This is a genomic window from Streptomyces sp. NPDC018610 (genome assembly GCF_044391765.1).
GTDB lineage: Bacteria > Actinomycetota > Actinomycetes > Streptomycetales > Streptomycetaceae > Streptomyces.
Genome location: NZ_JBISAL010000002.1, coordinates 865,813 through 888,092 on the forward strand (window position 1 = coordinate 865,813; position 22,280 = coordinate 888,092).

Annotated in this window: 19 protein-coding genes and 1 riboswitch; of the genes, 6 read left to right on the forward strand and 13 right to left on the reverse strand. The window is 73.1% G+C overall.

Annotation, left to right across the window (positions count from 1 at the left end; all coding sequences use genetic code 11):
- The first annotated feature begins 20 nt into the window (after positions 1-20).
- Positions 21-302 carry an HPr family phosphocarrier protein gene (locus tag ACH5A8_RS09060; protein WP_398999554.1) on the forward strand — a complete coding sequence of 94 codons (282 nt, stop codon included), beginning with the start codon at positions 21-23 and terminating at the stop codon, positions 300-302.
- A 287-nt stretch (positions 303-589) separates the two neighbouring features.
- On the opposite strand, the gene ACH5A8_RS09065 is transcribed toward ACH5A8_RS09060, so the two are convergent.
- The 4 genes from ACH5A8_RS09065 to ACH5A8_RS09080 all read right to left on the reverse strand — a co-directional run bounded on the left by ACH5A8_RS09065 (position 590) and on the right by ACH5A8_RS09080 (position 5,435).
- A complete protein-coding gene (locus tag ACH5A8_RS09065; RefSeq protein ID WP_398999557.1) occupies positions 590-1,249 on the reverse strand; it encodes a GntR family transcriptional regulator in 660 nt (219 codons plus the stop codon).
- A gap of 275 nt (positions 1,250-1,524) precedes the next feature.
- On the reverse strand, positions 1,525-2,283 hold the full coding sequence (locus tag ACH5A8_RS09070) for a M23 family metallopeptidase (RefSeq protein ID WP_398999559.1): 759 nt from the start codon (positions 2,281-2,283) through the stop codon (positions 1,525-1,527).
- A gap of 12 nt (positions 2,284-2,295) precedes the next feature.
- Positions 2,296-2,459: riboswitch (cyclic di-AMP (ydaO/yuaA leader) on the reverse strand.
- A gap of 220 nt (positions 2,460-2,679) precedes the next feature.
- Positions 2,680-4,068 carry a M16 family metallopeptidase gene (locus tag ACH5A8_RS09075; protein WP_398999561.1) on the reverse strand — a complete coding sequence of 463 codons (1,389 nt, stop codon included), beginning with the start codon at positions 4,066-4,068 and terminating at the stop codon, positions 2,680-2,682.
- Positions 4,065-5,435, reverse strand: a complete 1,371-nt coding sequence (locus tag ACH5A8_RS09080) for a M16 family metallopeptidase (RefSeq protein ID WP_398999563.1) — start codon at positions 5,433-5,435, stop codon at positions 4,065-4,067. The genes ACH5A8_RS09075 and ACH5A8_RS09080 overlap by 4 nt, the downstream gene beginning before the upstream one ends.
- Positions 5,436-6,076: 641 nt before the next feature.
- Here ACH5A8_RS09080 and ACH5A8_RS09085 point away from each other — a divergent pair.
- Positions 6,077-8,533: a DNA topoisomerase (ATP-hydrolyzing) subunit A gene (locus ACH5A8_RS09085; RefSeq protein WP_398999565.1), complete on the forward strand. Its 2,457-nt coding sequence runs from the start codon at positions 6,077-6,079 to the stop codon at positions 8,531-8,533.
- A gap of 64 nt (positions 8,534-8,597) precedes the next feature.
- Here ACH5A8_RS09085 and ACH5A8_RS09090 read toward each other — a convergent pair whose 3' ends face one another.
- Positions 8,598-9,854, reverse strand: coding sequence for a GTP-binding protein (locus ACH5A8_RS09090; RefSeq protein ID WP_398999567.1), 1,257 nt, complete (start codon positions 9,852-9,854; stop codon positions 8,598-8,600).
- A gap of 289 nt (positions 9,855-10,143) precedes the next feature.
- Here ACH5A8_RS09090 and ACH5A8_RS09095 point away from each other — a divergent pair, with 289 nt between their 5' ends.
- From ACH5A8_RS09095 to ACH5A8_RS09105, 3 genes are all read left to right on the forward strand, one after another.
- Complete coding sequence (locus ACH5A8_RS09095; protein ID WP_398999569.1) at positions 10,144-11,097, forward strand: sucrase ferredoxin; 954 nt, start codon at positions 10,144-10,146, stop codon at positions 11,095-11,097.
- Between the two features lie 113 nt (positions 11,098-11,210).
- Positions 11,211-12,911: an ATP-binding protein gene (locus ACH5A8_RS09100; protein WP_398999571.1), complete on the forward strand. Its 1,701-nt coding sequence runs from the start codon at positions 11,211-11,213 to the stop codon at positions 12,909-12,911.
- On the forward strand, positions 12,908-13,588 hold the full coding sequence (locus tag ACH5A8_RS09105) for a response regulator (protein ID WP_398999573.1): 681 nt from the start codon (positions 12,908-12,910) through the stop codon (positions 13,586-13,588). Before ACH5A8_RS09100 ends, ACH5A8_RS09105 begins: the two co-directional genes overlap by 4 nt.
- A gap of 54 nt (positions 13,589-13,642) precedes the next feature.
- Here the strand turns inward: ACH5A8_RS09105 and ACH5A8_RS09110 are convergent, their stop codons facing one another.
- The 3 genes from ACH5A8_RS09110 to ACH5A8_RS09120 form a co-directional block, all read right to left on the reverse strand.
- A complete protein-coding gene (locus ACH5A8_RS09110) occupies positions 13,643-14,695 on the reverse strand; it encodes an ABC transporter substrate-binding protein (RefSeq protein WP_398999576.1) in 1,053 nt (350 codons plus the stop codon).
- 65 nt (positions 14,696-14,760) lie between these two features.
- Complete coding sequence (locus ACH5A8_RS09115; RefSeq protein ID WP_398999578.1) at positions 14,761-15,624, reverse strand: ABC transporter permease; 864 nt, start codon at positions 15,622-15,624, stop codon at positions 14,761-14,763.
- Positions 15,614-16,429, reverse strand: coding sequence for an ABC transporter ATP-binding protein (locus tag ACH5A8_RS09120; RefSeq protein ID WP_398999580.1), 816 nt, complete (start codon positions 16,427-16,429; stop codon positions 15,614-15,616). The genes ACH5A8_RS09115 and ACH5A8_RS09120 overlap by 11 nt, the downstream gene beginning before the upstream one ends.
- Positions 16,430-16,587: 158 nt before the next feature.
- On the opposite strand from ACH5A8_RS09120, the gene ACH5A8_RS09125 reads away from it, so the two are divergent.
- Positions 16,588-17,280, forward strand: coding sequence for a response regulator (locus ACH5A8_RS09125; RefSeq protein ID WP_398999581.1), 693 nt, complete (start codon positions 16,588-16,590; stop codon positions 17,278-17,280).
- Between the two features lie 85 nt (positions 17,281-17,365).
- Here ACH5A8_RS09125 and ACH5A8_RS09130 read toward each other — a convergent pair whose 3' ends face one another.
- From ACH5A8_RS09130 to ACH5A8_RS09150, 5 genes are all read right to left on the reverse strand, one after another.
- Positions 17,366-18,958, reverse strand: a complete 1,593-nt coding sequence (locus ACH5A8_RS09130; protein ID WP_398999583.1) for a cation acetate symporter — start codon at positions 18,956-18,958, stop codon at positions 17,366-17,368.
- Positions 18,955-19,506, reverse strand: coding sequence for a DUF485 domain-containing protein (locus ACH5A8_RS09135; protein ID WP_398999585.1), 552 nt, complete (start codon positions 19,504-19,506; stop codon positions 18,955-18,957). The genes ACH5A8_RS09130 and ACH5A8_RS09135 overlap by 4 nt, the downstream gene beginning before the upstream one ends.
- A 69-nt stretch (positions 19,507-19,575) precedes the next feature.
- On the reverse strand, positions 19,576-20,265 hold the full coding sequence (locus ACH5A8_RS09140) for a response regulator (RefSeq protein WP_398999587.1): 690 nt from the start codon (positions 20,263-20,265) through the stop codon (positions 19,576-19,578).
- The gene (locus ACH5A8_RS09145; RefSeq protein WP_398999589.1) at positions 20,262-21,416 is read right to left on the reverse strand and encodes a sensor histidine kinase; all 1,155 of its coding nucleotides are present in this window, start codon (positions 21,414-21,416) and stop codon (positions 20,262-20,264) included. The genes ACH5A8_RS09140 and ACH5A8_RS09145 overlap by 4 nt, the downstream gene beginning before the upstream one ends.
- Entirely contained in the window at positions 21,413-21,937 is a 525-nt protein-coding gene (locus tag ACH5A8_RS09150; protein ID WP_398999591.1) for a DUF1453 domain-containing protein, read from the reverse strand. Before ACH5A8_RS09150 ends, ACH5A8_RS09145 begins: the two co-directional genes overlap by 4 nt.
- Positions 21,938-22,280: the final 343 nt, after the last annotated feature.

The following is a 22,280-nucleotide window of genomic DNA, read 5'->3' on the forward strand; positions in this document are numbered from 1 at the left end:
CACCTGAAGGGCAGCATCACATGGCTGAGCGCCGCGTCAACGTCGGCTGGGCCGAGGGTCTCCACGCCCGCCCCGCCTCCATCTTCGTCCGGGCCGCCACGGCCTCCGGTGTCCCCGTGACGATCGCCAAGGCCGACGGCGCGCCCGTCAACGCGGCCTCCATGCTGGCCGTCCTCGGCCTCGGCGCCCAGGGCGGCGAGGAAGTCGTCCTGGCCTCCGACGCCGAGGGTGCGGAGGCCGCCCTCGACCGGCTGGCCAAGCTGGTCGCCGAGGGTCTCGAGGAGCTCCCCGAGACGGTCTGACCGGGCAGGTGCACGAGGATCCGTCGGATCGCGCGAACCGGCGGGTCCCGACACCCCCTGCGGGTTCAGGAACCCGGCGAGTCCTCGGACAGCCCCTGGCACCGAAGCCGCGCCGCCCTTTCCGGGCGGCGCGGCTTCCGCGTTCTCGGCCGGCACGGCCCGCACGTTTCCGGGGCGGAACGCCGCGCAATGACCGCATGAGGCACGGAGTCAATTACAGAACTCCCGGAAAAGGGCAGCGCGAATTCTCCTCGATCGGATATCCCTCTCTGTATACGGGGTCCGCGTTAAAGCCGCGCTCCCGACATGTTGACGGCATGTTGCGAAGCCCTCACGCGGTACGCGGCGGCCGTGCGCTCGGTGTGCGAGGCGGTGAGCGCACGCGCGCGCTCGCCGTCGCGGCGCGCCACGGCGTCCACGATCGCCCCGTGCTCGGCCCAGGCCGCGACGGGGTCGGCCGGGGGCTGAACCACGTACATCCAGGCGATCTTGTGGCGCAGCCGGGTCAGCGTCGAGGTCAGCGCCGGGCTGTCGCAGGCCTGGGCGAGCGTCTCGTGGAACCAGCCCCCCAGCGCGCGCAGTTCCTCGCCCAGGCCGCTCCCGGCCCGCTCCTGCCCCAGCCTGACCAGGCCGCGCAGCACCTTGAGGTGGGCCTGGGTGCGCCGCTCGGCGGCACGGGCGGCGCACAGCGGCTCCAGCAGGGCGCGCATCTCCAGCAGGTCGGCGGCCTCCTGCCCGGTCCACTCCGCGACGCACGCGCCCGCGTGCCGCCGCGTCACCACGAAGCCCTCCGCCTCCAGGGTGCGCAGCGCCTCGCGCACGGGGACGCGCGAGACGCCGTAGCGGCGGGCGAGGACTTCCTCGGTGAGCCGGCTGCCGCGCTCATGGACACCGGCGACGATGTCGTCCCGGATCGCCGTGCACACCGAGTGCGCCGGAACACGCATTCCCGACCTCCGCGTGGGTCCCGCCGAAATTCCCGTACCGGGCCACCGCCCCGGACGCCCGTTCCGTGACTCTATGACAATTCGCCGGGATTTCCGACGGCGGTCCGGGATCCATGGACAATTTTTGGACAGGAAAATACCCGAGGCGCCGAGAAACGCCGAAAGCCCCGGCTCGGGGCCGGGGCTCTGCGGGGTTCTGGTGTTCCGTGTTCCGTGGGCTTTCGACGGCCTCGGGACGTGCCCGTCAGACGTTCGACGGCCTCGGGACGTGCCCGTCAGACGTTCACGCCGTGCCCGCGGAGGTAGGCCACCGGGTCGATGTCGGAGCCGTAGTCCGGGCTGGTGCGCGCCTCGAAGTGGAGGTGCGGCCCGGTGACGTTGCCCGTCGCGCCGGACAGGGCGATCTGCTGCCCGGCGACGACCTGCTGGCCCACCGAGACGCCGATGGACGACAGGTGGCCGTACTGCGTGTACGTGCCGTCGGCCATCCGGATCACGATCTGGTTGCCGTACGCCCCGCCCCAGCCGGTCTCCACGACGGTTCCGACGCCGACCGCGTGCACGGTGGTGCCGCTCATGGCGTGGAAGTCGATGCCGGTGTGGGAGCCGGAGGACCACAGGGAGCCGCCGGTCTTGTAGCCGGTGGAGACGTAGGAGCCGGAGATCGGCGGCACGAAGGTGTTGAGGCGCTTGCGCTCGGCCTCGCGGGCGGCGCGCTCCTTGGCCTCGCGTTCTTTCTTCGCCCGTTCCGCGGCCCGCTTGCGGGCGGCCTCCTCGGCCTGCTTCTGCTGCGCCGCGTGGTGCTGGGCGGCGGCCTGGGCGTCGATCTTCGCGGCGACGGCGTCACCGAGGGTGATGACCGGGGTGAGACCGGTGTCCTCGGGAGAGGGGGTCTCGGCGGCGAGCGCCGGGGCGGCGGCGAGAGTGCTGATGACGCCGGTGGTGGTGAGGGCCGCCACGCCCGCGGCGCGGACGGTGGTGCGGTGCACGCGGCTGGGCCGGCGGTGCTTCCCGGTGGCGCGGGTGAACGCCATGCAGACGTGGGTCCTTTCCTTCCCTCTCGCCTACCGGGTTAGCTGACGGGTTCGGAGCAGGAAGGTCTCCTACGGGCCCCCTCGCGGTGCGCGCGGGCGTCCGATTCACCCCAGGGACTGACTGGGTCCCCGGCTCCCCTGGCTCGCGCCGTACGGGGACTCGGCGATGACTGTCCGGTGCCGCGGGTGCGGCGCACTGCCCGACGAACAGCCGGACCGACGCTAGACGGGGCTGCTTTCAATTCCCAAACGGATCCAGGTTTTTGTAGCGCAGGCCACAGGGCAGACGGGCAGCCTCTCCCGCAATTCGGACATGCCGGGGCCCTGGTGACGCTTCGGTCACCAGGGCCCCACGCGCGTGCGCGCCGCTGCCGCCCGGATGTGCGGCGGATGCCGCTACTCCGCGGCGACCACGGTGACCTGACCGATGCCCAGGGCCTCGACCGGCTCCTTGATCTGCGCCGCGTCGCCGACGAGCACGGTCACCAGACGGTCCACCGGGAAGGCGTTGACGACGGCCGCGGTGGCCTCCACCGTGCCGGTCGCCGCGAGCTGCTGATAGAGCGTCGCCTGGTAGTCGTCGGGCAGGTGCTGCTCGACCTGGTCGGCCAGGGTGCTCGCCACGGCCGCCGCCGTCTCGTACTTGAGCGGCGCCACGCCGACGAGGTTCTGCACGGCGACGTCCCGCTCGGCGTCGGTGAGGCCGCCGGCGGCGAGCTTGCGCAGCACCGTGAAGAGGTCCTCCAGGGCCGGGCCGGTGTTCGGCGTGTCGACCGAGCCGCTGATCGCGAGCATCGCGGCGCCCGACCCGTCGGGGGCCGAGCGCAGCACCTGGCCGAACGCCCGCACACCGTAGGTGTAACCCTTCTCCTCGCGCAGGACGCGGTCCAGGCGGGAGGTGAGGGTGCCGCCCAGGCAGTAGGTGCCGAGCACCTGCGCGGGCCACACCCGGTCGTGCCGGTCCGGGCCGATGCGGCCGATGAGCAGCTGGGTCTGGACGGCGCCGGGGCGGTCCACGATGACCACGCGGCCGCTGTCGTCGGCGGTGACGGGCGGCACGGGCCGCGGCTCGGCCGACGAGCCGGTCCAGGCGCCCAGGGTCTCGCCCAGCAGCTCGTCGAGGTCGATGCCGGTGAGATCGCCGACGACCACGGCGGTGGCCGTGGCGGGCCGCACATGCCGGTCGTAGAAGGCGCGCACGGCCGCCGCGTCGATGGAGCGGACGGTCTCCTCGGTGCCCTGGCGCGGGCGCGAGGCGCGCGCGGTGGCCGGGAACAGCTCCTTGGAGAGCTCCTTGGCGGCGCGGCGGGAGGGATTGGCCAGCTCGTGGGGGATCTCGTCGAGCCGGTTGCCCACCAGCCGCTCGACCTCGGAGTCGGCGAACGCGGGAGCCCTGAGGGCGTCGGCGAGCAGACCGAGCCCCTTGGCCAGGCGGGAGGCCGGGACCTCCAGGCTCAGCCGGACGCCGGGATGGTCGGCGTGCGCGTCGAGGGTGGCGCCCGCGCGCTCCAGCTCGGCGGCGAACTCCTCGGCGGAATGCTTGTCGGTGCCCTCGGAGAAGGCCCGCGCCATGATCGTGGCGACGCCGTCCAGGCCGTCCGGCTCGGCGTCCAGGGGCGCGTCCAGCAGCACCTCGACGGCGACGACCTGCTGGCCTGGGCGGTGGCAGCGCAGCACGGTGAGGCCGTTGTCGAGCGCGCCGCGCTCGGGCGCGGGGAACGCCCACGGCTTGGCCTCGCCCGCCTGCGGCTGGGGGTGGAAGTCCATGGTGGCCAGGTCGGTCACTTCGCCGTCTCCTCGGTGTCGTCGGTGGCCGCGGCGTCCGCGTCCTGGGCGTCGGCCGCCGCGGCGGGCGTCGGCTCGTAGACGAGCACCGCGCGGTTGTCGGGGCGCAGGCGGGCCTTGGCGACCTCCTGGACCTCCTCGGGCGTCACCTCCAGGACGCGCTTGACGGCGGTCAGGGCGAGCTGCGGGTCGCCGAACAGGACGGCGAAGCGGCACAGTTCGTCGGCGCGGCCGGCGACCGTGCCGAGCCGGTCCAGCCACTCGCGCTCCAGCTGGGCCTGCGCGCGCTCCATCTCCTCGGCGGTCGGGCCCTCCTCGGCGAACCGGGCGAGCTCCTCGTCGATGGCGGCCTCGATGACGGGCACCTCGACGTCGCCGGAGGCCTTCACGTCCAGCCAGCCCAGGGAGGGCGCGCCCGCCAGCCGCAGCAGGCCGAACCCGGCCGCGACGGCGGTGCGGTCGCGGCGCACCAGGCGGTTGTAGAGCCGCGAGGACTCGCCGCCGCCCAGGACGGTCAGCGCGAGGTCGGCCGCGTCGCCGGCGCGCGTGCCGTCCTGGGGCAGCCGGTAGGCGGCCATCAGGGCGCGGGCCGGGACCTCCTCCTCGACGACCTCGCGCAGCTGCTCGCCGAGAACGTCGGGCAGGGAGCCGTCGCGCGGCTCGGGCTTGCCGTCGTGGGACGGGATGGAGCCGAAGTACTTCTCGATCCAGGCGAGCGTCTGCTGCGGGTCGATGTCGCCGACGACCGAGAGGACGGCGTTGTTGGGCGCGTAGTACGTCCGGAAGAACGCGCGCGCGTCCTCCAGGGTGGCCGCGTCCAGGTCGGCCATCGAGCCGATGGGCGTGTGGTGGTACGGGTGGCCCTCGGGGTAGGCGAGGGCGGTCAGCTTCTCGAAGGCCGTCCCGTAGGGGACGTTGTCGTAGCGCTGGCGGCGCTCGTTCTTGACGACGTCCCGCTGGTTCTCCATCGACTCGTCGTCCAGGGCCGTGAGCAGGGACCCCATGCGGTCGGCCTCCAGCCAGAGGGCGAGCTCCAGCTGGTGGGCGGGCATGGTCTCGAAGTAGTTGGTGCGCTCGAAGCTGGTGGTGCCGTTGAGCGAGCCGCCGGCGCCCTGCACCAGCTCGAAGTGGCCGTTGCCCTTGACCTGGGCGGAGCCCTGGAACATCAGGTGCTCGAAGAGGTGGGCCAGTCCGGTGCGCCCCTTGACCTCGTGGCGGGAGCCGACGTCGTACCAGAGGCACACCGCCGCGACCGGGGTCAGGTGGTCCTCGGAGAGCACCACGCGCAGGCCGTTGGCCAGGCGGTGCTCGGTCGCTGTCAGGCCGCCGGAGCCTGCCTCGGCTGTGGCCGTGTGACCCATGGGCATGTACGTCCCTTCGATCGCGATGGCGGTCTGGAAACCGCCCTTTTCCTGCCGGTCCTGCCACTGTATGCAAGCGTGCGCGCGCCTGGCGAAGTTCCCGGACGTCGTACGCCGAGAGCGAGAACGAAAGAAGCGAAAGAGGGACGGCGGCACCGGCGCATGTGAGGCGCGCGAGGGCGGAAGCAGGCCTCCGCGCTCCTGGTCGCGCTACGGGGCGTGCCAGGGGGCGCGGGAGGCGTGCGGAGCCCGCGGTGGCGAGCGGGCGGGCGCGGGCGGCCTCGGGCGTCGGGGCGCCGCCCGGACGCGCCGTCCGCTCCCGGCCGGTCCGGGGAAACGGGCGTACCGCCGCGAGCACCCGGGCGCCGGCCGGTCCGGGGACGCCGCCCGCCGGGCCGCCGAGACCGGTCACGGCGGCCCGGCGGGGGCCGTACGACCTGGTCGGTGTGCCGGGTGGCGGTCCGGTCGCGCCGTCCCGCGCGGGCCCGCCGAAGGGTTCGGAAGGGTCCGCGGCGGAGGCGTCGGGCGGGTCCGGAGGCGACGGGCCCGGGAGCCGAGGGGCGGGGCCCGGTCCGCGTTGTCAGTCGGGCGGTCCACAATGGTCGGCGTCAGATCCCGTCCCACGCTTCAGCAAGGAGCCGGCAGCGATGGCCCGCCGCAGCACGAAGACCCCGCCGCCCGACGAGCCGTACGAGGAGAAGATCCTCGACATCGACGTCGTCGACGAGATGCAGGGCTCCTTCCTCGAGTACGCGTACTCGGTCATCTACTCCCGCGCCCTGCCGGACGCCCGGGACGGCCTCAAGCCGGTGCACCGCCGCATCGTCTACCAGATGAACGAGATGGGGCTGCGCCCCGAGCGGGGCTACGTGAAGTGCGCCCGTGTCGTCGGCGAGGTCATGGGCAAGCTCCACCCGCACGGCGACGCGTCGATCTACGACGCGCTGGTGCGGCTGGCGCAGTCCTTCTCGATGCGCGTCCCCCTGGTCGACGGCCACGGCAACTTCGGCTCGCTGGGCAACGACGACCCGCCCGCCGCGATGCGGTACACCGAGTGCCGCATGGCCGAGGCGACGAGCCTGATGACCGAGTCGATCGAAGAGGACACGGTCGACTTCGCGCCCAACTACGACGGCCAGGAGCAGGAGCCGGTGGCGCTGCCCGCCGCCTTCCCGAACCTGCTGGTCAACGGCGCGTCGGGCATCGCCGTCGGCATGGCCACCAACATGCCGCCGCACAACCTCGGCGAGGTCATCGCGGCCGCCCGGCACCTGATCCGCTACCCGAACGCCGACCTGGACGCGCTGATGAAGCACGTCCCGGGTCCCGACCTGCCCACGGGCGGCCGGATCGTGGGCCTCACCGGCATCCGGGACGCCTACGAGAGCGGCCGCGGCACGTTCAAGATCCGAGCCACGGTCACGGTGGAGACCGTGACGGCCCGCCGCAAGGGTCTGGTCGTCACCGAGCTGCCCTTCGCGGTCGGCCCGGAGAAGGTCATCGCGAAGATCAAGGACCTGGTCGGTTCGAAGAAGATCCAGGGCATCGCCGACGTCAAGGACCTCACCGACCGCGAGCACGGGCTGCGCCTGGTCATCGAGATCAAGAACGGCTTCGTGCCCGAGGCGGTCCTGGAGCAGCTCTACAAGCTGACGCCGATGGAGGAGTCCTTCGGCATCAACAACGTCGCCCTGGTCGACGGCCAGCCCCTCACACTGGGCCTGAAGGAGCTGCTGGAGGTCTACCTCGACCACCGCTTCGAGGTCGTCAGGCGGCGCAGCGAGTACCGGCGCGGCAAGCGCCGCGACCGGCTGCACCTGGTCGAGGGCCTGCTCACGGCGCTGGTGGACATCGACGAGGTCATCCGGCTGATCCGCTCCAGCGAGAACTCCGCGCAGGCCAAGCAGCGCCTGATGGAGCGCTTCTCGCTGAGCGAGGTCCAGACGCAGTACATCCTCGACACCCCGCTGCGCCGGCTGACGAAGTACGACCGGATCGAGCTGGAGGCGGAGAAGGAGCGGCTCAACGCGGAGATCGAGGAGCTGACCCGGATCCTGGAGTCGGACGCGGAGCTGCGCAAGCTGGTCTCGGCGGAACTGGCGGCGGTCGCCAAGAAGTTCGGCACCCCCCGGCGCACGGTTCTCCTGGAGGCGGGCGCCGTCGCGGTCGCGGCGGTACCGCTGCAGGTGGCGGACGACCCGTGCCGGGTCCTGCTGTCCTCGACGGGCCTGCTGGCCCGCACCGCGAACGGCGGCGCGCTCCCCCGGGACACGGACGGCAAGCGGGTCAAGCACGACGTGATCGTCTCCTCGGTCCCGGCCACCGCCCGCGGTGAGGTGGGCGTGGTGACGTCGGGCGGCCGCCTGCTCAGGGTGAACGTCGTCGACCTGCCCCAGCTGCCGGAGACGGCGTCCGCGCCGAACCTCTCCGGCGGTGCGCCGATCGCGGAGTTCGTCTCCCTGGAGGACGACGAGACGGTGGTCTGCCTGACCACCCTGGACGAGTCCGCGCCGGGCCTGGCGCTCGGCACCGAACAGGGTGTCGTCAAGCGGGTGGTGCCCGACTATCCCGCCAACAAGGACGAGTTGGAGGTCATCACCCTCAAGGAGGGCGACCGGATCGTCGGCGCGGTGGAGCTGCGCACCGGCGAGGAGGACCTGGTCTTCGTCACGGACGACGCCCAACTGCTGCGCTACCAGGCCTCCCAGGTCCGGCCGCAGGGCCGTCCGGCCGGCGGTGTGGCGGGCATCAAGCTCGCCGAGGGCGCCAAGGTCATCTCGTTCACGGCGGTGGACCCGGCCGCGGACGCGGTGGTCTTCACGGTCGCGGGCTCGCGCGGCACACTCGACGACTCCGTGCAGACGACGGCGAAGGTCACTCCGTTCGACCAGTACCCGCGCAAGGGCCGGGCGACCGGCGGCGTGCGCTGCCAGCGTTTCCTGAAGGGCGAGGACTGCCTGTCGTTCGCCTGGGCGGGCCCCGTCCCGGCACGGGCCGCGCAGAAGAACGGCACCCCGGCCGAACTCCCGGAGATCGACCCCCGCCGCGACGGCTCGGGCGTGTCGCTGGCCAAGACGGTGGCGGCGGTGGCGGGCCCGGCCTGATCCGGACCGAAGGCTTCAGGCCTCGGGCGCCCGCGGGAAGCCGGGGCGCCCGGGGCTGGCTTCTTCAATGCCGGGGGTGCTCTTCCTCCGGGTCCTCTTGCGGGCCTGGTGCGCCCCAGCCCGGTTCTTCGACGTCCTCCGGGCCGGTTGCGTCCCAGCCCGGTTCTTCGAGGTCCTCCGGGCCTGGTGCGTCCCAGCCCGGTTCCTCGGGAGCGGAGAAGTCCGAGGAGTCCCGGGCCCGCGGGCCGTCCGGTTCCTCCGGCTGCCGTACGTAGCGCAGGACGCCCCACATGGCGTGCTCGTCGGCGTGCGGGGTGTCCGCCTCGCACTCCTGGAGTTCCTTGTCCAGGGCCGGTGCGTCGATGCCGGCGCCGATGAGCACCAGCTGGGTGCGGCGGGGCGCGCCGGACGGCCACGGTTCGGGGTGGAAGCGCAGGAACCGGCCCACGGCGTGCACGGCGTAACGGTTGCGGGGGTCGTGCGGCCCGAAGTCGACGTACCCCTTGATGCGGTAGAGGCCCTCGGGCCGGCTGTCGAGGAACCGCATCAGCCGGCGGGGGTCGAGCGGCGTGTCGCAGCTGAAGGAGAGGCTGTCGTAGCCGGCGTGCAGATGCCCGCCGTGGTCGTCGTCGGCGCCGTCCTCCTGGTGGACGTGCAGGTCGTCGAAGGACAGCTGTCCCACACGTTCCTCGCTCGGCCGGCGGTCGAAGAGGAACTCGGGGTCGAGGCGGCCGTAGGAGGCAGGGACGACGGCGGCCCCGTCCACGAGGGAGCGTACGAGCCCGAGGACCCGCTCGCCCCCGTCGGCCCGGTCGGCCTTGTTGACGACGACGAGGTCGGCGAGCGCGAGGTGCCGGTCGATCTCGGGGTGCCTCGCGCGCGTGGCGTCGAACTCGGCGGCGTCGACGACCTCGACGAGCCCGCCGTAGACGACCCTCTGGTTCTCGCTGGCGAGCACCATACGGACGAGTTCCTGGGGCTCGGCGAGTCCGCTCGCCTCGATGACGATCACATCGATGCCGGCCGCGGGCGCGGTGAGCCGGTCGAGGTAGACGTCGAGTTCGCCGGCGTCGACCGCGCAGCACAGGCAGCCGTTGCCGAGGGAGACGGTGGAGTCGCCGAGCGCCCCGGCGACCGCCATGGCGTCGATCTCGATCGCGCCGAAGTCGTTGACGATCGCGCCGATACGGCTGCCGCCGCTGTGGTGGAGGAGGTGGTTGAGCAGCGTGGTCTTTCCGGAACCGAGGAATCCGGCCAGTACGACGACCGGGATCTGCGCCACGGCGGGCCCCGTGCCCGCGTCCGGGCTCGGCTGGTTCACCGTGCCACCTCTCTCGACTCTCACACCGACGCGTGCACCGGCCCGGCGGCCGCGGCGCACGTACGAGGACTGACTGCCGCCCCAGGATACGAGCCACCGCACCGAGCCGGACGCCCCCGGGGCGGAGCCGGCCCCCCGCCCCGCGGAGGGCCGTCCGACAGCGCCGGGGGATGTTCTCCCGGCTTTCCGACCAGGCGAGCGACGAGACGCGCGCGGGCGGTGCGCCTCGCCGTGACTCCGGGCGCGGTCCGGAACTCATCGTGCGCCGAAGCAGGTTAGCCTTACCTGTGTGAGTACGTGCGCGACCGTCTCCCGGCAGCTGGACGAGCCGGTGTCCGCCACCGCGCCCACGGCGACGACGTGGCTGCTCCTGGAGCAGCCCGGGCCGTGGGGCGCCAAGGCGCTCACTTCCAGCCACCTCGACCCGGCTCTGGGCCGCGCCCTGGAGCGGGCGGCACAGGGCACCGGCGTCCGGGTCGCCCTCATCCGTCGGCCCGGCCGGCACGCCGACCGCCGCACGCCGTCCGTGCGGCAGGTGTACGCGGCCCACACGGTCCCGGGCGCCGCATGGCTGCACAGCGCCACGACCACCGACCCAAGGCGCCTGCTGGACCTCGACCTCCGCGCGCTGGGCCGGGGGGATCGCCATACGTTCGACGCGGCGCTCGGAGGCCGGCCGCACACCGGCGACCCGCTCGCCCTCGTCTGCACCAACGGCAGGCGGGACCGGTGCTGCGCCCTGCTCGGACGGCCGCTCGCGGCGGAGCTGGCCGCCTCCGGGGTGCACGGCACCTGGGAGGTCACCCACCTCGGCGGCCACCGCTTCTCGCCGACCCTGCTCCTGCTGCCGTACGGGTACGCGTACGGCCGGGCCGAGGCGCACGCCGTCAAGGAGGCCCTGCACGGCGTCCGGGAGGGCCGTGTCGTCCTCGACGGCTGCCGGGGCCGTACCGCCTGGGAGCGGCCCGGACAGGCCGCCGAGCTGGCCGTGCGCGAGGCGGTCGGCGAGTACCGCGCCGAGGCGCTGACGGTCACGCGCACCGACGCCCTGCACGGCGACGGCGCGCCCCGCCGGCGGGTGACCGTCGCGCACGCGGACGGGCGCCAGTGGCACGTCGTCGTGGCGCAGGGCGCCGCGGAGCCGCCCCGCCCGGAGAGCTGCGGCGCCTCGGTGCTGGGCGGCCCGGTCCGGATGGACGTGGTCGCCGTCCGCGAACGGACACCGGCCCACAGCGCCGGCTGAGGCGCGGCGGTGAGGCCGTCCAGGAGCGCGGCGCGCCGTCGGCGCGGCACCGGGCGGGAGATCCACGCCACACCCTCTGGGGCGGTCGCGTCCGTCCACGTACCGTCGTCGCCATGAGCCCCACTCCCCCCGCACGCCGTCGGCGTCTCGGCCTGCCCCGGCGGGTGTTCTCGCAGGTGCTGCTGATGCAGCTGGTGGTCGCCTCGGGAGTCGCGGTCCTCGCGACCGGGCTGTTCCTGGCCCCGCTCAGCCACCAGCTGGACGACCAGGCGATGCGCCGCGCGCTCGCCATCGCCGAGACCACCGCCCAGAACCCGCAGATCGCGCGGGACCTGCGCGGTACCGCCCCGAGTGTGGACGGGCCCGTGCAGAAGGAGGCGGAGCGCATCCGGCTGGCCACGCACGCCGAGTACATCGTGGTGATGGACATGCACGGCACGCGCTGGTCCCACACCGATCCGCGGCAGATCGGCAACCGCGTCTCGACGGACCCCAGCCCGGCGCTGGACGGCAACGAGGTCATGCAGATCGACACCGGCACCCTGGGCCGTTCCGCCCGCGGCAAGGTGCCGCTGCGCGACCCCGGTGACCAGCACGTCATCGGTGCGGTCTCGGTCGGCATCGCCTACGACAGCGTGCGGGCCCGGCTGGTCGACGCCATCCCGGGCCTGCTGGCCTACGCGGGCGGGGCACTGGCGGTGGGCGCGCTGGCCGCCTGGCTGATCTCCCGGCGGGTCCAGCGGCAGACCAGGGACCTGGCCTTCTCCGACATCGCCGGCCTTCTCGCCGAGCGCGAGGCGATGCTGCACGGCATCCGGGAGGGCGTCGTGGCCCTCGACCGCGCCGGCCGTGTGCGGCTGCTCAACGACGAGGCCCGGCGGCTGCTCGGCATCGGCGACGAGGCCGTCGGCCGCACCCCGGACGAGGCGCTCGGCGAGGGCCGTACGACCGATGTGCTGGCCGGCCGGGTGACGGGCACCGACCTGCTCACCGTGCGCGGCCGGCGGGTCCTGGTCGCCAACCGCATGCCCACCGGCGACGGCGGCGCCGTCGCCACCCTGCGCGACCGCACCGAACTGGAGCAGCTGGGCCGGGAGCTGGACTCCACGCACGGTCTCATCGACGCGCTGCGCGCGCAGGACCACGAGCACGCCAACCGCATGCACACCCTGCTCGGGCTGCTGGAGCTGGAGATGTACGAAGACGCCGTCGAGTTCGTCGGCGAGGTGGTCGGCGACCACCGGGCCACCTCGGAGCAGGTCACCGAGAAGATCCGGGATCCGCTGCTGGCCGCCCTGCTGGTCGGCAAGGCGACCGTCGCGGCCGAGCGCGGGGTCGCGCTGTGGGTGTCGGACCGCACCTGGCTGCCGGACCGGCTGGTCGACCCGCGGGGCCTGGTGACGGTCGTCGGCAACCTGGTGGACAACGCGCTGGACGCCGTCGCGGCGACGCCGCACGCGCGCGTGGAGGTCGAACTGCGCGCCGAGGGACGGACCGTCGTCCTCAGGGTCCGCGACACCGGTCCGGGGATACCGGCCGACCGGCGCGACGTGATCTTCACTGAGGGCTGGTCCACCAAGCAGCCCCCGGCCCACGGCAAGCGCGGTCTGGGCCTCTCCCTGGTCCGCAGGCTCGCGGAGCGGCAGGGCGGCGGCGTACGGGTGGGCGAGGCGCACGGCGGCGGCGCGGAGTTCACCGTGGTCCTGCCCGAGGCGCTGGCCGAGCCGGGCCTGCGGGCCGCACAGGTCGGACCCGGCGAGGCGGGGCCCGCCGGCGTGGCCGCCGGGGAGCCGGCCGGCGAGGAGGCGCGGTGATCGAGGTCCTGGTCGTGGACGACGACACCCGCGTCGCACGGATCAACGCGGCCTACGTCGCCAAGGTGCCGGGGTTCCGGGTCACCGGGCAGGCGCACAGCGCGGCCGAGGCGCTGCGGCGGTTGGCGGCGCGGCCGTGCCCCGACCTGGTCCTGCTGGACCACCACCTGCCCGACGAGACGGGCCTCGCGGTCGTCCGGGAGATGCGCCGCCTCGGCCACGAGGCGGACGTGATCATGGTGACGGCGGCCCGGGACGTGGCGACCGTGCGGGCGGCGATGCGCCACGGGGCGCTGCAGTACCTCGTCAAGCCGTTCGGTTTCGCGGGCCTGCGGGTCAAGCTGGAGGCGTACGCGGAGCTGCGCCGCGCGCTGGACGGCGGCGGTGAGGCCGGGCAGGCCGCGGTGGACCGGTTCTTCGGGGCGCTGTCCGCGTCCGCGGAGCCGGGACTGCCCCAGGGGCACTCGCCGGGCACCGCCGAACGCGTCCGCGAGGTGCTGATGCGGGCCGAAGGGCCCCTGTCGGCCCAGGAGACGGCCGACCGCACCGGGGTGAGCCGGCAGACGGCGCAGCGCTATCTGAAGCTGCTGGAGCGCGCGGGACGGGCCAGGCTGACCCTCAGATACGGCGACGCGGGCCGCCCGGAGCACCGTTACGTGTGGGCGGCCCGCGTCTGAGGGCACGGTTCGAGGGGCGGGGGGAAGAGACCGTGCCCCCCGTGTGTACGGATGTCAGCCGGTGGCCTTCTCGACGAACTCGGTGGTGTAGGTCTTGCTGAGGTCGACCTTCGCGTTCTTGATGTTGGGGTTGAACGCCTTGAGGACCTTCTCGACGGTCTCGGGCCCGTCCGTCGGCATGACGCCGTCCTTGGTGAACATCGGCAGTGTGCTCTTGATCGCCTCGGCGTAGAGCGCCTTGTCGCCCTGGGAGTAGTCGGCGGGCATCTTGGCGGCGATCTCGGTCGCGCTGTGGGTGGACATCCACTTGAGCGTCCTGACGAACGCGTTGGCCAGCTTCTGGACGGTGTCCTTGTGGCCGTCGACCCAGTCCGTGCTCATGTACAGGCTCGACGACGGGTACGGGCCGCCGAGCGCCGCCTGCGATCCCTCGGGTGTGCGCATGTCGAGGAGGATCCGGCCGGCCTTCTTCTCCAGGATGGTCGCGACGGTCGGGTCGGTCGTCATGCCGCCGTCGATGGAGCCCTTCTGGAGCGCGGAGATGAAGGTCGGTCCGGCGCCGACGGCGACCGGGGTGAAGTCGCTGACGTTCACGCCGTTCTTGACCGCGAGGTACTTGGTCAGGAAGTCGGTCGAGGAGCCGAGGCCGGTGACGCCGAGCTTCCTGCCCTTGAAGTCCTTGGGCGAGGTGATCTCGTCCGCCGCCTTCTCGGAGACGACCTCCACCTCGCCGGGCGCCTGGGAGAACTGCACCACGGACTCGATGTGCTTGCCCTTGACCTGGAGGTCGAGGGTGTGGTCGTAGAAGCCGACGGCGCCCTGGACCTGCCCGGAGACGAGGGCGGTCTCGGCCTGGACGCCGGCGGGTTCGCTCAGCAGGTCGACGTCGAGGCCCTCGGCGGAGAAGTAGCCGAGGCGCTGGGTGAGCATCGCGGGCATGTAGATGACCTTGTCCAGGCCGCCGACCATGATCTTGACGTGCTCGCCCTTGCCGCCGCCGCTGCCGGAGCCGGCGGTGCCGGCCGCGTCGTTGGCGCAGGCGGTGAGGGAGGACAGGGTGAGCAGGCCGGCGGCGGCGGAGGCCGCGAGTCTGACGGGCTTGCGCATGGCGGTTCACGTCCTTGTGAGGGGCGGTACGGGAGGAAGAGGGGGTGCGGGGACCGGATCCCCGCTCAGTCGCCGGAGCCGGCGGGCTTCCAGCGGAAGATGCGGCGCTCGGCGAAGGTGAGCAGCCCCTCGGCGACGAGGGCGACCGCGGCGAGGATGACCATCGCGGCATAGACGCCGGCCGCGTTGAACGTGCCCTGCGACTGGGCGACGAGCAGGCCGATGCCCTTGGTCGCGCCGATGTACTCGCCGACGATCGCGCCGATCAGCGCGAAGCCGAAACTGACGTGGAGGCTGGTGAAGATCCAGGAGGTCGCGGACGGGATGACCACCTGGAGCGTCACCCTGCGGTCGCTCGCGCCGAGGATCCGGGCGTTGGAGACCAGGTTGCGGTCGACCTCCCGGGCGCCCTGGAAGGCGTTGAAGAAGACCGGGAAGAAGACGAGGACGACGGCTGAGGCGATCTTGGAGACCGGTCCCAGCCCGAACCAGATGACGAAGATCGGTGCGAGGACGATCCTCGGGATGGAGTTGAGCACCTTGATGTAGGGGCCGAGGACGTCCGCGAGGAACGCGACCCGGCCGAGCGCGATGCCGAGCACCACACCGCCCACCACGCCGAACACCCACCCGAGCAGGGCCTCGTAGAGCGTGTACCAGATCTGCTCGCCCAGCGAGCCGAGGGCGGTGCCGTGCGTGGTCCACGTCCAGATCTGGTCCCAGATCCGCGACGGCATGGAGAAGTTGAACGGGTCGATGACCTCGGTCCGGGAGAGCACCTCCCACAGACCGAGCACGGCCACCAGGAGCAGCGCCCGGGCCGAGTGGACGACCGCCTTGCGCCGACGGGCCGCGCGGGCTCGGGAGTTGGCGCGGTCGGGTGTCTTGGCGGTGTCGACGACCGGCGTGCTGAGCACCTCAGGCGACATGGGCGGCGCCCCTCTCACGGGTGATGCGGACCTCTTCGCCGAGGGACTGCCAGATCTCCCGGTAGATCTCGATGAACTGGGTCTGCAGACGCACCTGCTCGACCTTGCGCGGCCGGGGCAGATCGATGTCGAAGATCTGCTTCACGGTCGCGGGGCCGGCCGTCATCACGACGACCCGGTCGGCGAGCGCGATGGCCTCCTCCAGGTCGTGGGTGACGAAGACGACCGAGGCGCCCGTGCCCTCCCACAGCTCCAGCAGCTCGTCCGACATCAACGCCCGGGTCTGCACGTCGAGCGCCGAGAAGGGCTCGTCCATCAGCAGGATCTCGGGGTCGTTGACGAAGGTGGCGGCGAGCGCGACGCGCTTGCGCTGCCCGCCGGAGAGCTGGTGCGGATAGCGGTCCTCGAACGCGGCGAGCCCGACCCGGGCCAGCCACGCACGCGCCTGCTCCTTGGCCTCCGCCTTCGGCACACCGCGGAAGCGCGGCCCGGCCATCACATTGGACAGCACCGTGCGCCAGGGGAAGGTGGCGTCCTGCTGGAAGACGAAACCGACCTTGCCGCCGACACCCTGAACCGGCTCGCCGGCCACCAGCACATCGCCCTCGGTGGGCTCCTCCAGGCCGCTGACCAGCGTCAGCGTGGTCGACTTGCCGCAGCCGGTGGGACCGACCACCGCCACGAACTCGCCCCGGCCGACCGTGAGGTCGAGGTCCCGCACGGCGGTGTGCAGGCCCCCCGAGGGGGTCCTGAACGTCTTGCTCGCGCCCCGTAGCTCGATGGCGGGGCTGGTGTCTGTGCTCATGGCCGGGACGGTAGGTGTGGCCCGGGCCACAGCAGCAGTCTTTGGGGCGCAAGCCGTTCTTTTGCTCGCAAGGACCTGTTGTGCTCGTTTTGCTCGCGCTACAACAACGGAGCCGAAACACGGGCTGAACACCCGCCCGGCCTGGAGGAAGAGGCCCGATGATTGACGTCCTGGTGGTCGACGACGACTTCCGTGTCGCCGAGATCAACGCCAAGTACGTGGGGAAGGTTCCCGGTTTCCGGGTGGCCGCCCGCGCGCACAGTGCCGCCCAGGCGCTGACCACCGTGCAGCGCGGCGGCATCGACCTGGTGCTGCTCGACCACTACCTGCCCGACCGGACGGGCCTCGAACTCGTCCACCGCATGCGCGAGCAGGGCCTGGGCACCGACGTCATCATGATCACCGCGGCCGGGGACGTGGCCACCGTGCAGCAGGCGATGCGTCTGGGCGCCCTGCACTATCTGGTCAAGCCCTTCACCTTCGCCGCGCTGCGCACCCGTCTGGACTCCTACGCGGCCCTGCGCCGCACCGTCGACCGCGTCGGTGGCCGGGGGGTGACGGGGCAGGAGCAGGTGGACCGGATCTTCGGTGCGCTGCGCACCGGACCCGCGCCCTCCTCCCCCGGTCTGCCGAGCGGCCACTCCGAGCCGACCACGGACCTCATCTGCGGTGTCCTGCACGGCGCGGGCCACCCTCTGTCGGCCCATGAGGTGGCCGCCCGGACCGGCCTGAGCCGCTCCACCGCCCAGCGCTACCTCCGCCACCTGGAACAGGCCGGCCGCCTGCGCCTCTCGCTGAAGTACGGCGACACGGGCCGCCCGGAGCACCGGTACGCATGGGTGGCGCCGTAGCCCGCGACCGTGCACGACGCGGCGCTACGGCGACGGGCGACGGGCGACGGGCGACGGGCGACGGGCGACGGGCGACGGGACCGCCCTACACGGCCCCCGCGCCGGTCAGCGAGCGCACCTCCGTCTCCGCGTGCTTGGCCTCGTCGGGCAGTTCGGCGGAGGTCACGGTCCCGAGCCAGCCGGCGAGGAAACCCAGCGGGACGGAGACGACGGCCGGGTTCTCCAGCGGGAAGAACTGGAAGTCGACGCCCGGGAAGAGCGAGCCGGGGCTGCCCGAGACCACCGGCGAGAGCGCGACGAGCCCCAGGGCCGGGATCAGCCCGCCGTACACCGCCCACACCGCGCCACGGGTGGTGAAGCCGCGCCAGAACAACGAGTAGAGCAGCACGGGCAGGTTCGCCGAGGCGGCGACGGCGAAGGCGAGACCGACCAGGAAGGCGACGTTGAGGTCCCGGGCGACCAGGCCGAGGGCGATCGCGACCACCCCCAAGGCGACGGCCGCGCCGCGCGCCACGGCCACCTCGCCGCGCGGCCGGCGCCCCCTGCGCCGCAGTGACGCGTACAGGTCGTGCGCCACGGACGCCGACGAGGCGAGCGTGATGCCGGCGACCACGGCGAGGATCGTGGCGAAGGCGACGGCGGCGACCACCGCGAACAGCACCGTCCCGCCCGTGGAGTCCGCGCCGCCGCCCAGGTCGAGGGCGAGCAGCGGGACCGCCGTGTTGCCGGCCGCGTTCGACCCCCGTACGGCCTCCGGGCCGACGATCGCGGCCGCGCCGAACCCGATGACGATCGCCATCAGGTAGAAGGCGCCGATGAGTCCGATGGACCAGATCGCCGAACGGCGGGCGGCCCGCGCGGTCGGCACCGTGTAGAAGCGGGACACGATGTGCGGCAGGCCGCCCGTGCCGAGCACCAGGGCGAGGCCGAGGCTGATGAAGTCCAGGCGCGAGGTCCAGTCCCCGCCGTACCTCAGTCCCGGGGCGAGGAACGCGTTCCCGTGGCCGCTGCGCTCGGCCGCGGTCAGCAGCAGCCGGTCGAGGTCGCCGTGGAAGCGGACCATGACGAGTACGGTCAGCACGACGGTGCCGCCCAGCAGCAGCACCGCCTTGACGATCTGGATCCAAGTGGTGGCCCGCATCCCGCCCAGTGACACGTAGACGACCATGAGCGCGCCGACGCCGATGACGGTCCAGGCCTGGGCCGCCCCGCCGGTCCGCCCGAGCAGCAGCGCGACCAGGCTGCCCGCGCCCACCATCTGCGCCACCAGGTACAGGACGGAGACGGTGACCGAGGACGTGCCCGCGGCGATCCGCACCGGCCGCTCGCTCATCCGTGCCGCGACCACGTCGGCGAGCGTGAACCGGCCGCAGTTGCGCACCAGTTCGGCCACGAGGAACAGCACCACGAGCCAGCCCACGAGGAAGCCGACCACATACAGCACCCCGTCGTAGCCGAACAGGGCGATCAGCCCGGGGACTCCGAGGAAGGACGCGGCCGACGCGTAGTCCCCGGCGATGGCAAAACCATTCTCCATGGGCGAGAAGAGCCGCCCGCCCGCGTAGAACTCCTCCGCCGAACCGTGCCGGTTGCGGCTCACCCAGGTCGTGATGCCCAGCGTGACCGCCACGAACACGCTGAACAGCACCAGTGCCAGGCTCTGGTGATCACCGGTCACGACACACCGCCCTGGGCGCCGCGGGCCATCTCCTGGGTGTCCCAGCGCAGGTCGAGCGCGGCACGGTCCCGGCGCAGCCGCGCGTGCCGGGCGTAAGCCCAGGCGAAGAGGAAGGTGGTGAGGAACTGCCCGAGTCCCGCGAGCAGCGCCACGTTCACCGCGCCCGCCACCGGCCTGGCCATGAGGCCGGGCGCGGTCGTCGCGGTCACGACGTACGCCACGTACCAGACGAGGAAGACCACCACCGCCGGCACCACGAACCTCCGGTACCGCCTGCGCACCTCCTGGAACGCCGCGCTGCGCTGCACCTCCAGGTACACCTCCGCCGCCGCGGCGTCTCCTCGGCCCCGCTCCGCGCCGCGCGGCGCCGGAACCGTCGCGGCGGGAGCTCCGGTGCCGCCTCCCTCGCCCCAGCCGGACGCCAGCGCGTCGTACCAGGGGTCGCGGTACCCCATGTCCTCGGGTGCCGACGTGTGGCCATCGTGGTTCCCCGGCGTCCCGTCGGGACCGCCCCCGCCCCTTTCGGGGCGGCCGTTGCTTGACTGCATGCCCAAGCATGGACAGAACGGGAAGATCCCCGACTTCCCTTCCTCGCGCTCTTCACCCCATCAGGTGACTCACCTCTCCGGTGGCCGCACCAGCCCCTTCGCATAGGCGTAACGCACCGCCTGCGCCCGGCCCTTGAGGCCGGTCTTCGCGAAGAGGTTGTTGATGTGGGTCTTGACGGTCGCGGTGGACACGTGCAGCCGGCGGGCGATCTCCTGGTTGCTCAGTCCCTCGGCGATCAGCACCAGCACCTCGCACTCCCGGGCGGTGAGCCCGTCCGGCGTCTCGGCCACGGGGGCCTCCCCGGGCCCGGGCGCCGGCTCGGACAGCCGCTCCAGCAGCCTCCGCTGGATGCCGGGCGACAGCCCCGCCTCACCGGACAGCACGCTCTCCACGGCCCGGACGATCTCGTCGCCGCCCGCGTCCTTGGTCAGGTAACCCCGCGCTCCGGCCCGCAGGGCGGGGAACAGCGACTCGTCGTCCGCGTAGGTCGTCAGGACCACGACCTGGGTCCCCGGGTGCTCCGACCGGATCCGCCGGGTGGCCTCCACGCCGTCGCAGCGGGGCATCCGCAGGTCCATCAGGACCACGTCCGGAGCGAGTTCCGCGACCAGCCTCACCGCCTCGTCGCCGTCGCCCGCGGCACCCACGACCTCCAGACCGGGCAGCAGGCCCAGGAGCATCACGATGCCCTCCCGCACCACGGTCTGGTCGTCGGCCACCACGACCCGCGCGGGCTTCTTGCCGGCCTCCTGCGTCATACCGGCACCTTCAACGTCACCGCGAACCCCTCCTCGTGCGGCCCCGCCTCCAGCGAACCGCCCAGCAGCTCGGCACGCTCCCGCATGCCCAGCAGACCGTACCCGCCGCCGACCCCGGCGAGTTCGCCGTGCGTGCCGCCCGAGTCCCGTACGTCCAGCACGACCTGGTGCTCGCCGTAGTCCAGGCGCACCTGGACCTTCGCTCCCGCGGCGTGCTTGCGGACGTTGGTCAGGGCCTCCTGGGCGACCCTCCGCACGGCCTGCGACGCCTCGGCCGGCAGCGGTCTGCGTTCACCCGAGACGGTGACCTCGGCGGCCCCTCCGTACGCCCCGAGGAGTTCGCCGAGGAAGTCCTCCAGCGGGGTCAGCTCGCCGCGCAGGGCGGACAGCGCCTGCCGGGTCTCGGCCAGGCCGTCCCGGGCCATACCCCGGGCGGCCACCACCCGCTCGAGGATCTGCTCCCGGTCCGCGCCCCGCTCGACGAGGAGCCGGGCGGCCTCCAGGTGCACGAGCTGTGCCGAGAGACTGTGGGCCAGCACGTCGTGGATCTCCCGCGCGATCCTGGCCCGCTCCGCCAGCGCCGCCGACTCCGCCTCCGCCGCCCGCGCGGCCCGCTCCTGGGCGAGCAGCCGCTGGGCGCTGCCGCGCGCGTCGGCGTCCAGCCGCAGCACGTAGCCGGCGAGGGCGAGGCCGACCGTCGTGGCGACGGTGGTGGGCCACTTGTCGTCGACCGCCACGGCGTACGAGGTGAGGGCGAACGCGGTGACGGGGGTTGCGGCGGCGAGGGGCAGCCGTTCCAGCGCGGCGACGGCGCAGCCGCACCAGATGACGAGGCCGGGCGTCTCGAAGCCCCCGGCCCGGGCGGCGGCACCGGCTCCGAGGAGCACGGCGACGAGGCCCAAGGACGGCCGGAGCCGGTGTGCGAGCGTGGTCCGGAAGAAGGCCCAGGCGACGGCCGCGGTGACCAGGACCCCCACGGCCGCCACCACGGCCTGCCAGACATGGACGTGGTGGTTGTTGAAGGCGCCCCAGAGCAGCACGCCGATCACCAGCAGCCGCACGCCCCAGCCGAGCAGGCGCCGGGGCTGCGAGATCCCTTCGCGGCCGAGCGCCTCGGGCGAGGGCCAGCGCGTCCAGACGTTGTACGTCATACGCGCTCCTTCCACGCGGGCCGGGACCTGTCGTCACCGTACGCCGCGGCCACGGCACCCGCCGGGGCGAGCACACGGGTGCGGCCGACGAGGACCGCCGAGCGGACGAGGAGCGCCGCCGCGAGGGCGAGCAGCACGGCGGAGCTGCCCTGGTGCACGCCGAGCGCGGCGCCGATCGCGAAGAGGCCGACGCGCAGGACGATGCCGCCGAGCCACACGGCGATGCCGGCCCGGGTGCTCTTCGTCCACACGGCACCGTCCGGTTCGGTCCATATACGGGTGGTCCAGGCCCAGCCGGCTCCGGTGGCCAGACCGAGGACCAGTTCGGCGCCGAGCAGGACGGCGGATCCGGTGCGGTGATGGGCGTCGAGCAGGCCGGGCCCGCGCAGCGCGACGACCGCCAGGATCACGGGCAGGACCCACCAGCGCCGGTCCGTGTCGAGCCGGCGGGCGCGGAACTGCCGTGAGATCACCAGTGCGGCGACGGCGACGATCGCCAGCGCGTCGACGAGCCCGGACATGTGCGCCTCCGTGGAGCGGGAAGGAGAGGCCGGCGGCGGAGCACCGCCGACGCCTTCGACGCTACGGAAAAGCGCGGGCTCGTTGATCGGAGCAGGGGTGGATCACGGGTGGATCCCGCGGCACCGCCGATCTCCACCCGGGGGTGGAGATGATCCGGCGGTGCCGCGAGATCGGCGCCCCTCGCGGTCGGGCTCTCGCGCGTTCTCACTCCAGAATCGGGGACCACCGGTTCCGGGCCGGAAGCAGGGGCCGGGCCAGGACTGGGGAGCGGACCGGAAGCCGAGGCCTGGGGTCAGGGGCGGGAGCGCAGGGCGCGAGCCCCCGGCCGCGGGGCGGAGACAC

What these genes read in the sequence shown, in the direction of transcription:
- ACH5A8_RS09060 (WP_398999554.1), top strand. Translation starts at nt 21, where the DNA reads ATGGCTGAGCGCCGCGTCAACGTCGGCTGGGCCGAGGGTCTCCACGCC.
- ACH5A8_RS09065 (WP_398999557.1), bottom strand. Translation starts at nt 1,249, where the DNA reads ATGCGTGTTCCGGCGCACTCGGTGTGCACGGCGATCCGGGACGACATC.
- ACH5A8_RS09070 (WP_398999559.1), bottom strand. Translation starts at nt 2,283, where the DNA reads ATGGCGTTCACCCGCGCCACCGGGAAGCACCGCCGGCCCAGCCGCGTG.
- ACH5A8_RS09080 (WP_398999563.1), bottom strand. Translation starts at nt 5,435, where the DNA reads ATGCCCATGGGTCACACGGCCACAGCCGAGGCAGGCTCCGGCGGCCTG.
- ACH5A8_RS09085 (WP_398999565.1), top strand. Translation starts at nt 6,077, where the DNA reads ATGGCCCGCCGCAGCACGAAGACCCCGCCGCCCGACGAGCCGTACGAG.
- ACH5A8_RS09100 (WP_398999571.1), top strand. Translation starts at nt 11,211, where the DNA reads ATGAGCCCCACTCCCCCCGCACGCCGTCGGCGTCTCGGCCTGCCCCGG.
- ACH5A8_RS09110 (WP_398999576.1), bottom strand. Translation starts at nt 14,695, where the DNA reads ATGCGCAAGCCCGTCAGACTCGCGGCCTCCGCCGCCGCCGGCCTGCTC.
- ACH5A8_RS09115 (WP_398999578.1), bottom strand. Translation starts at nt 15,624, where the DNA reads ATGTCGCCTGAGGTGCTCAGCACGCCGGTCGTCGACACCGCCAAGACA.
- ACH5A8_RS09120 (WP_398999580.1), bottom strand. Translation starts at nt 16,429, where the DNA reads ATGAGCACAGACACCAGCCCCGCCATCGAGCTACGGGGCGCGAGCAAG.
- ACH5A8_RS09125 (WP_398999581.1), top strand. Translation starts at nt 16,588, where the DNA reads ATGATTGACGTCCTGGTGGTCGACGACGACTTCCGTGTCGCCGAGATC.
- ACH5A8_RS09135 (WP_398999585.1), bottom strand. Translation starts at nt 19,506, where the DNA reads ATGCAGTCAAGCAACGGCCGCCCCGAAAGGGGCGGGGGCGGTCCCGAC.
- ACH5A8_RS09140 (WP_398999587.1), bottom strand. Translation starts at nt 20,265, where the DNA reads ATGACGCAGGAGGCCGGCAAGAAGCCCGCGCGGGTCGTGGTGGCCGAC.
- ACH5A8_RS09145 (WP_398999589.1), bottom strand. Translation starts at nt 21,416, where the DNA reads ATGACGTACAACGTCTGGACGCGCTGGCCCTCGCCCGAGGCGCTCGGC.
- ACH5A8_RS09150 (WP_398999591.1), bottom strand. Translation starts at nt 21,937, where the DNA reads ATGTCCGGGCTCGTCGACGCGCTGGCGATCGTCGCCGTCGCCGCACTG.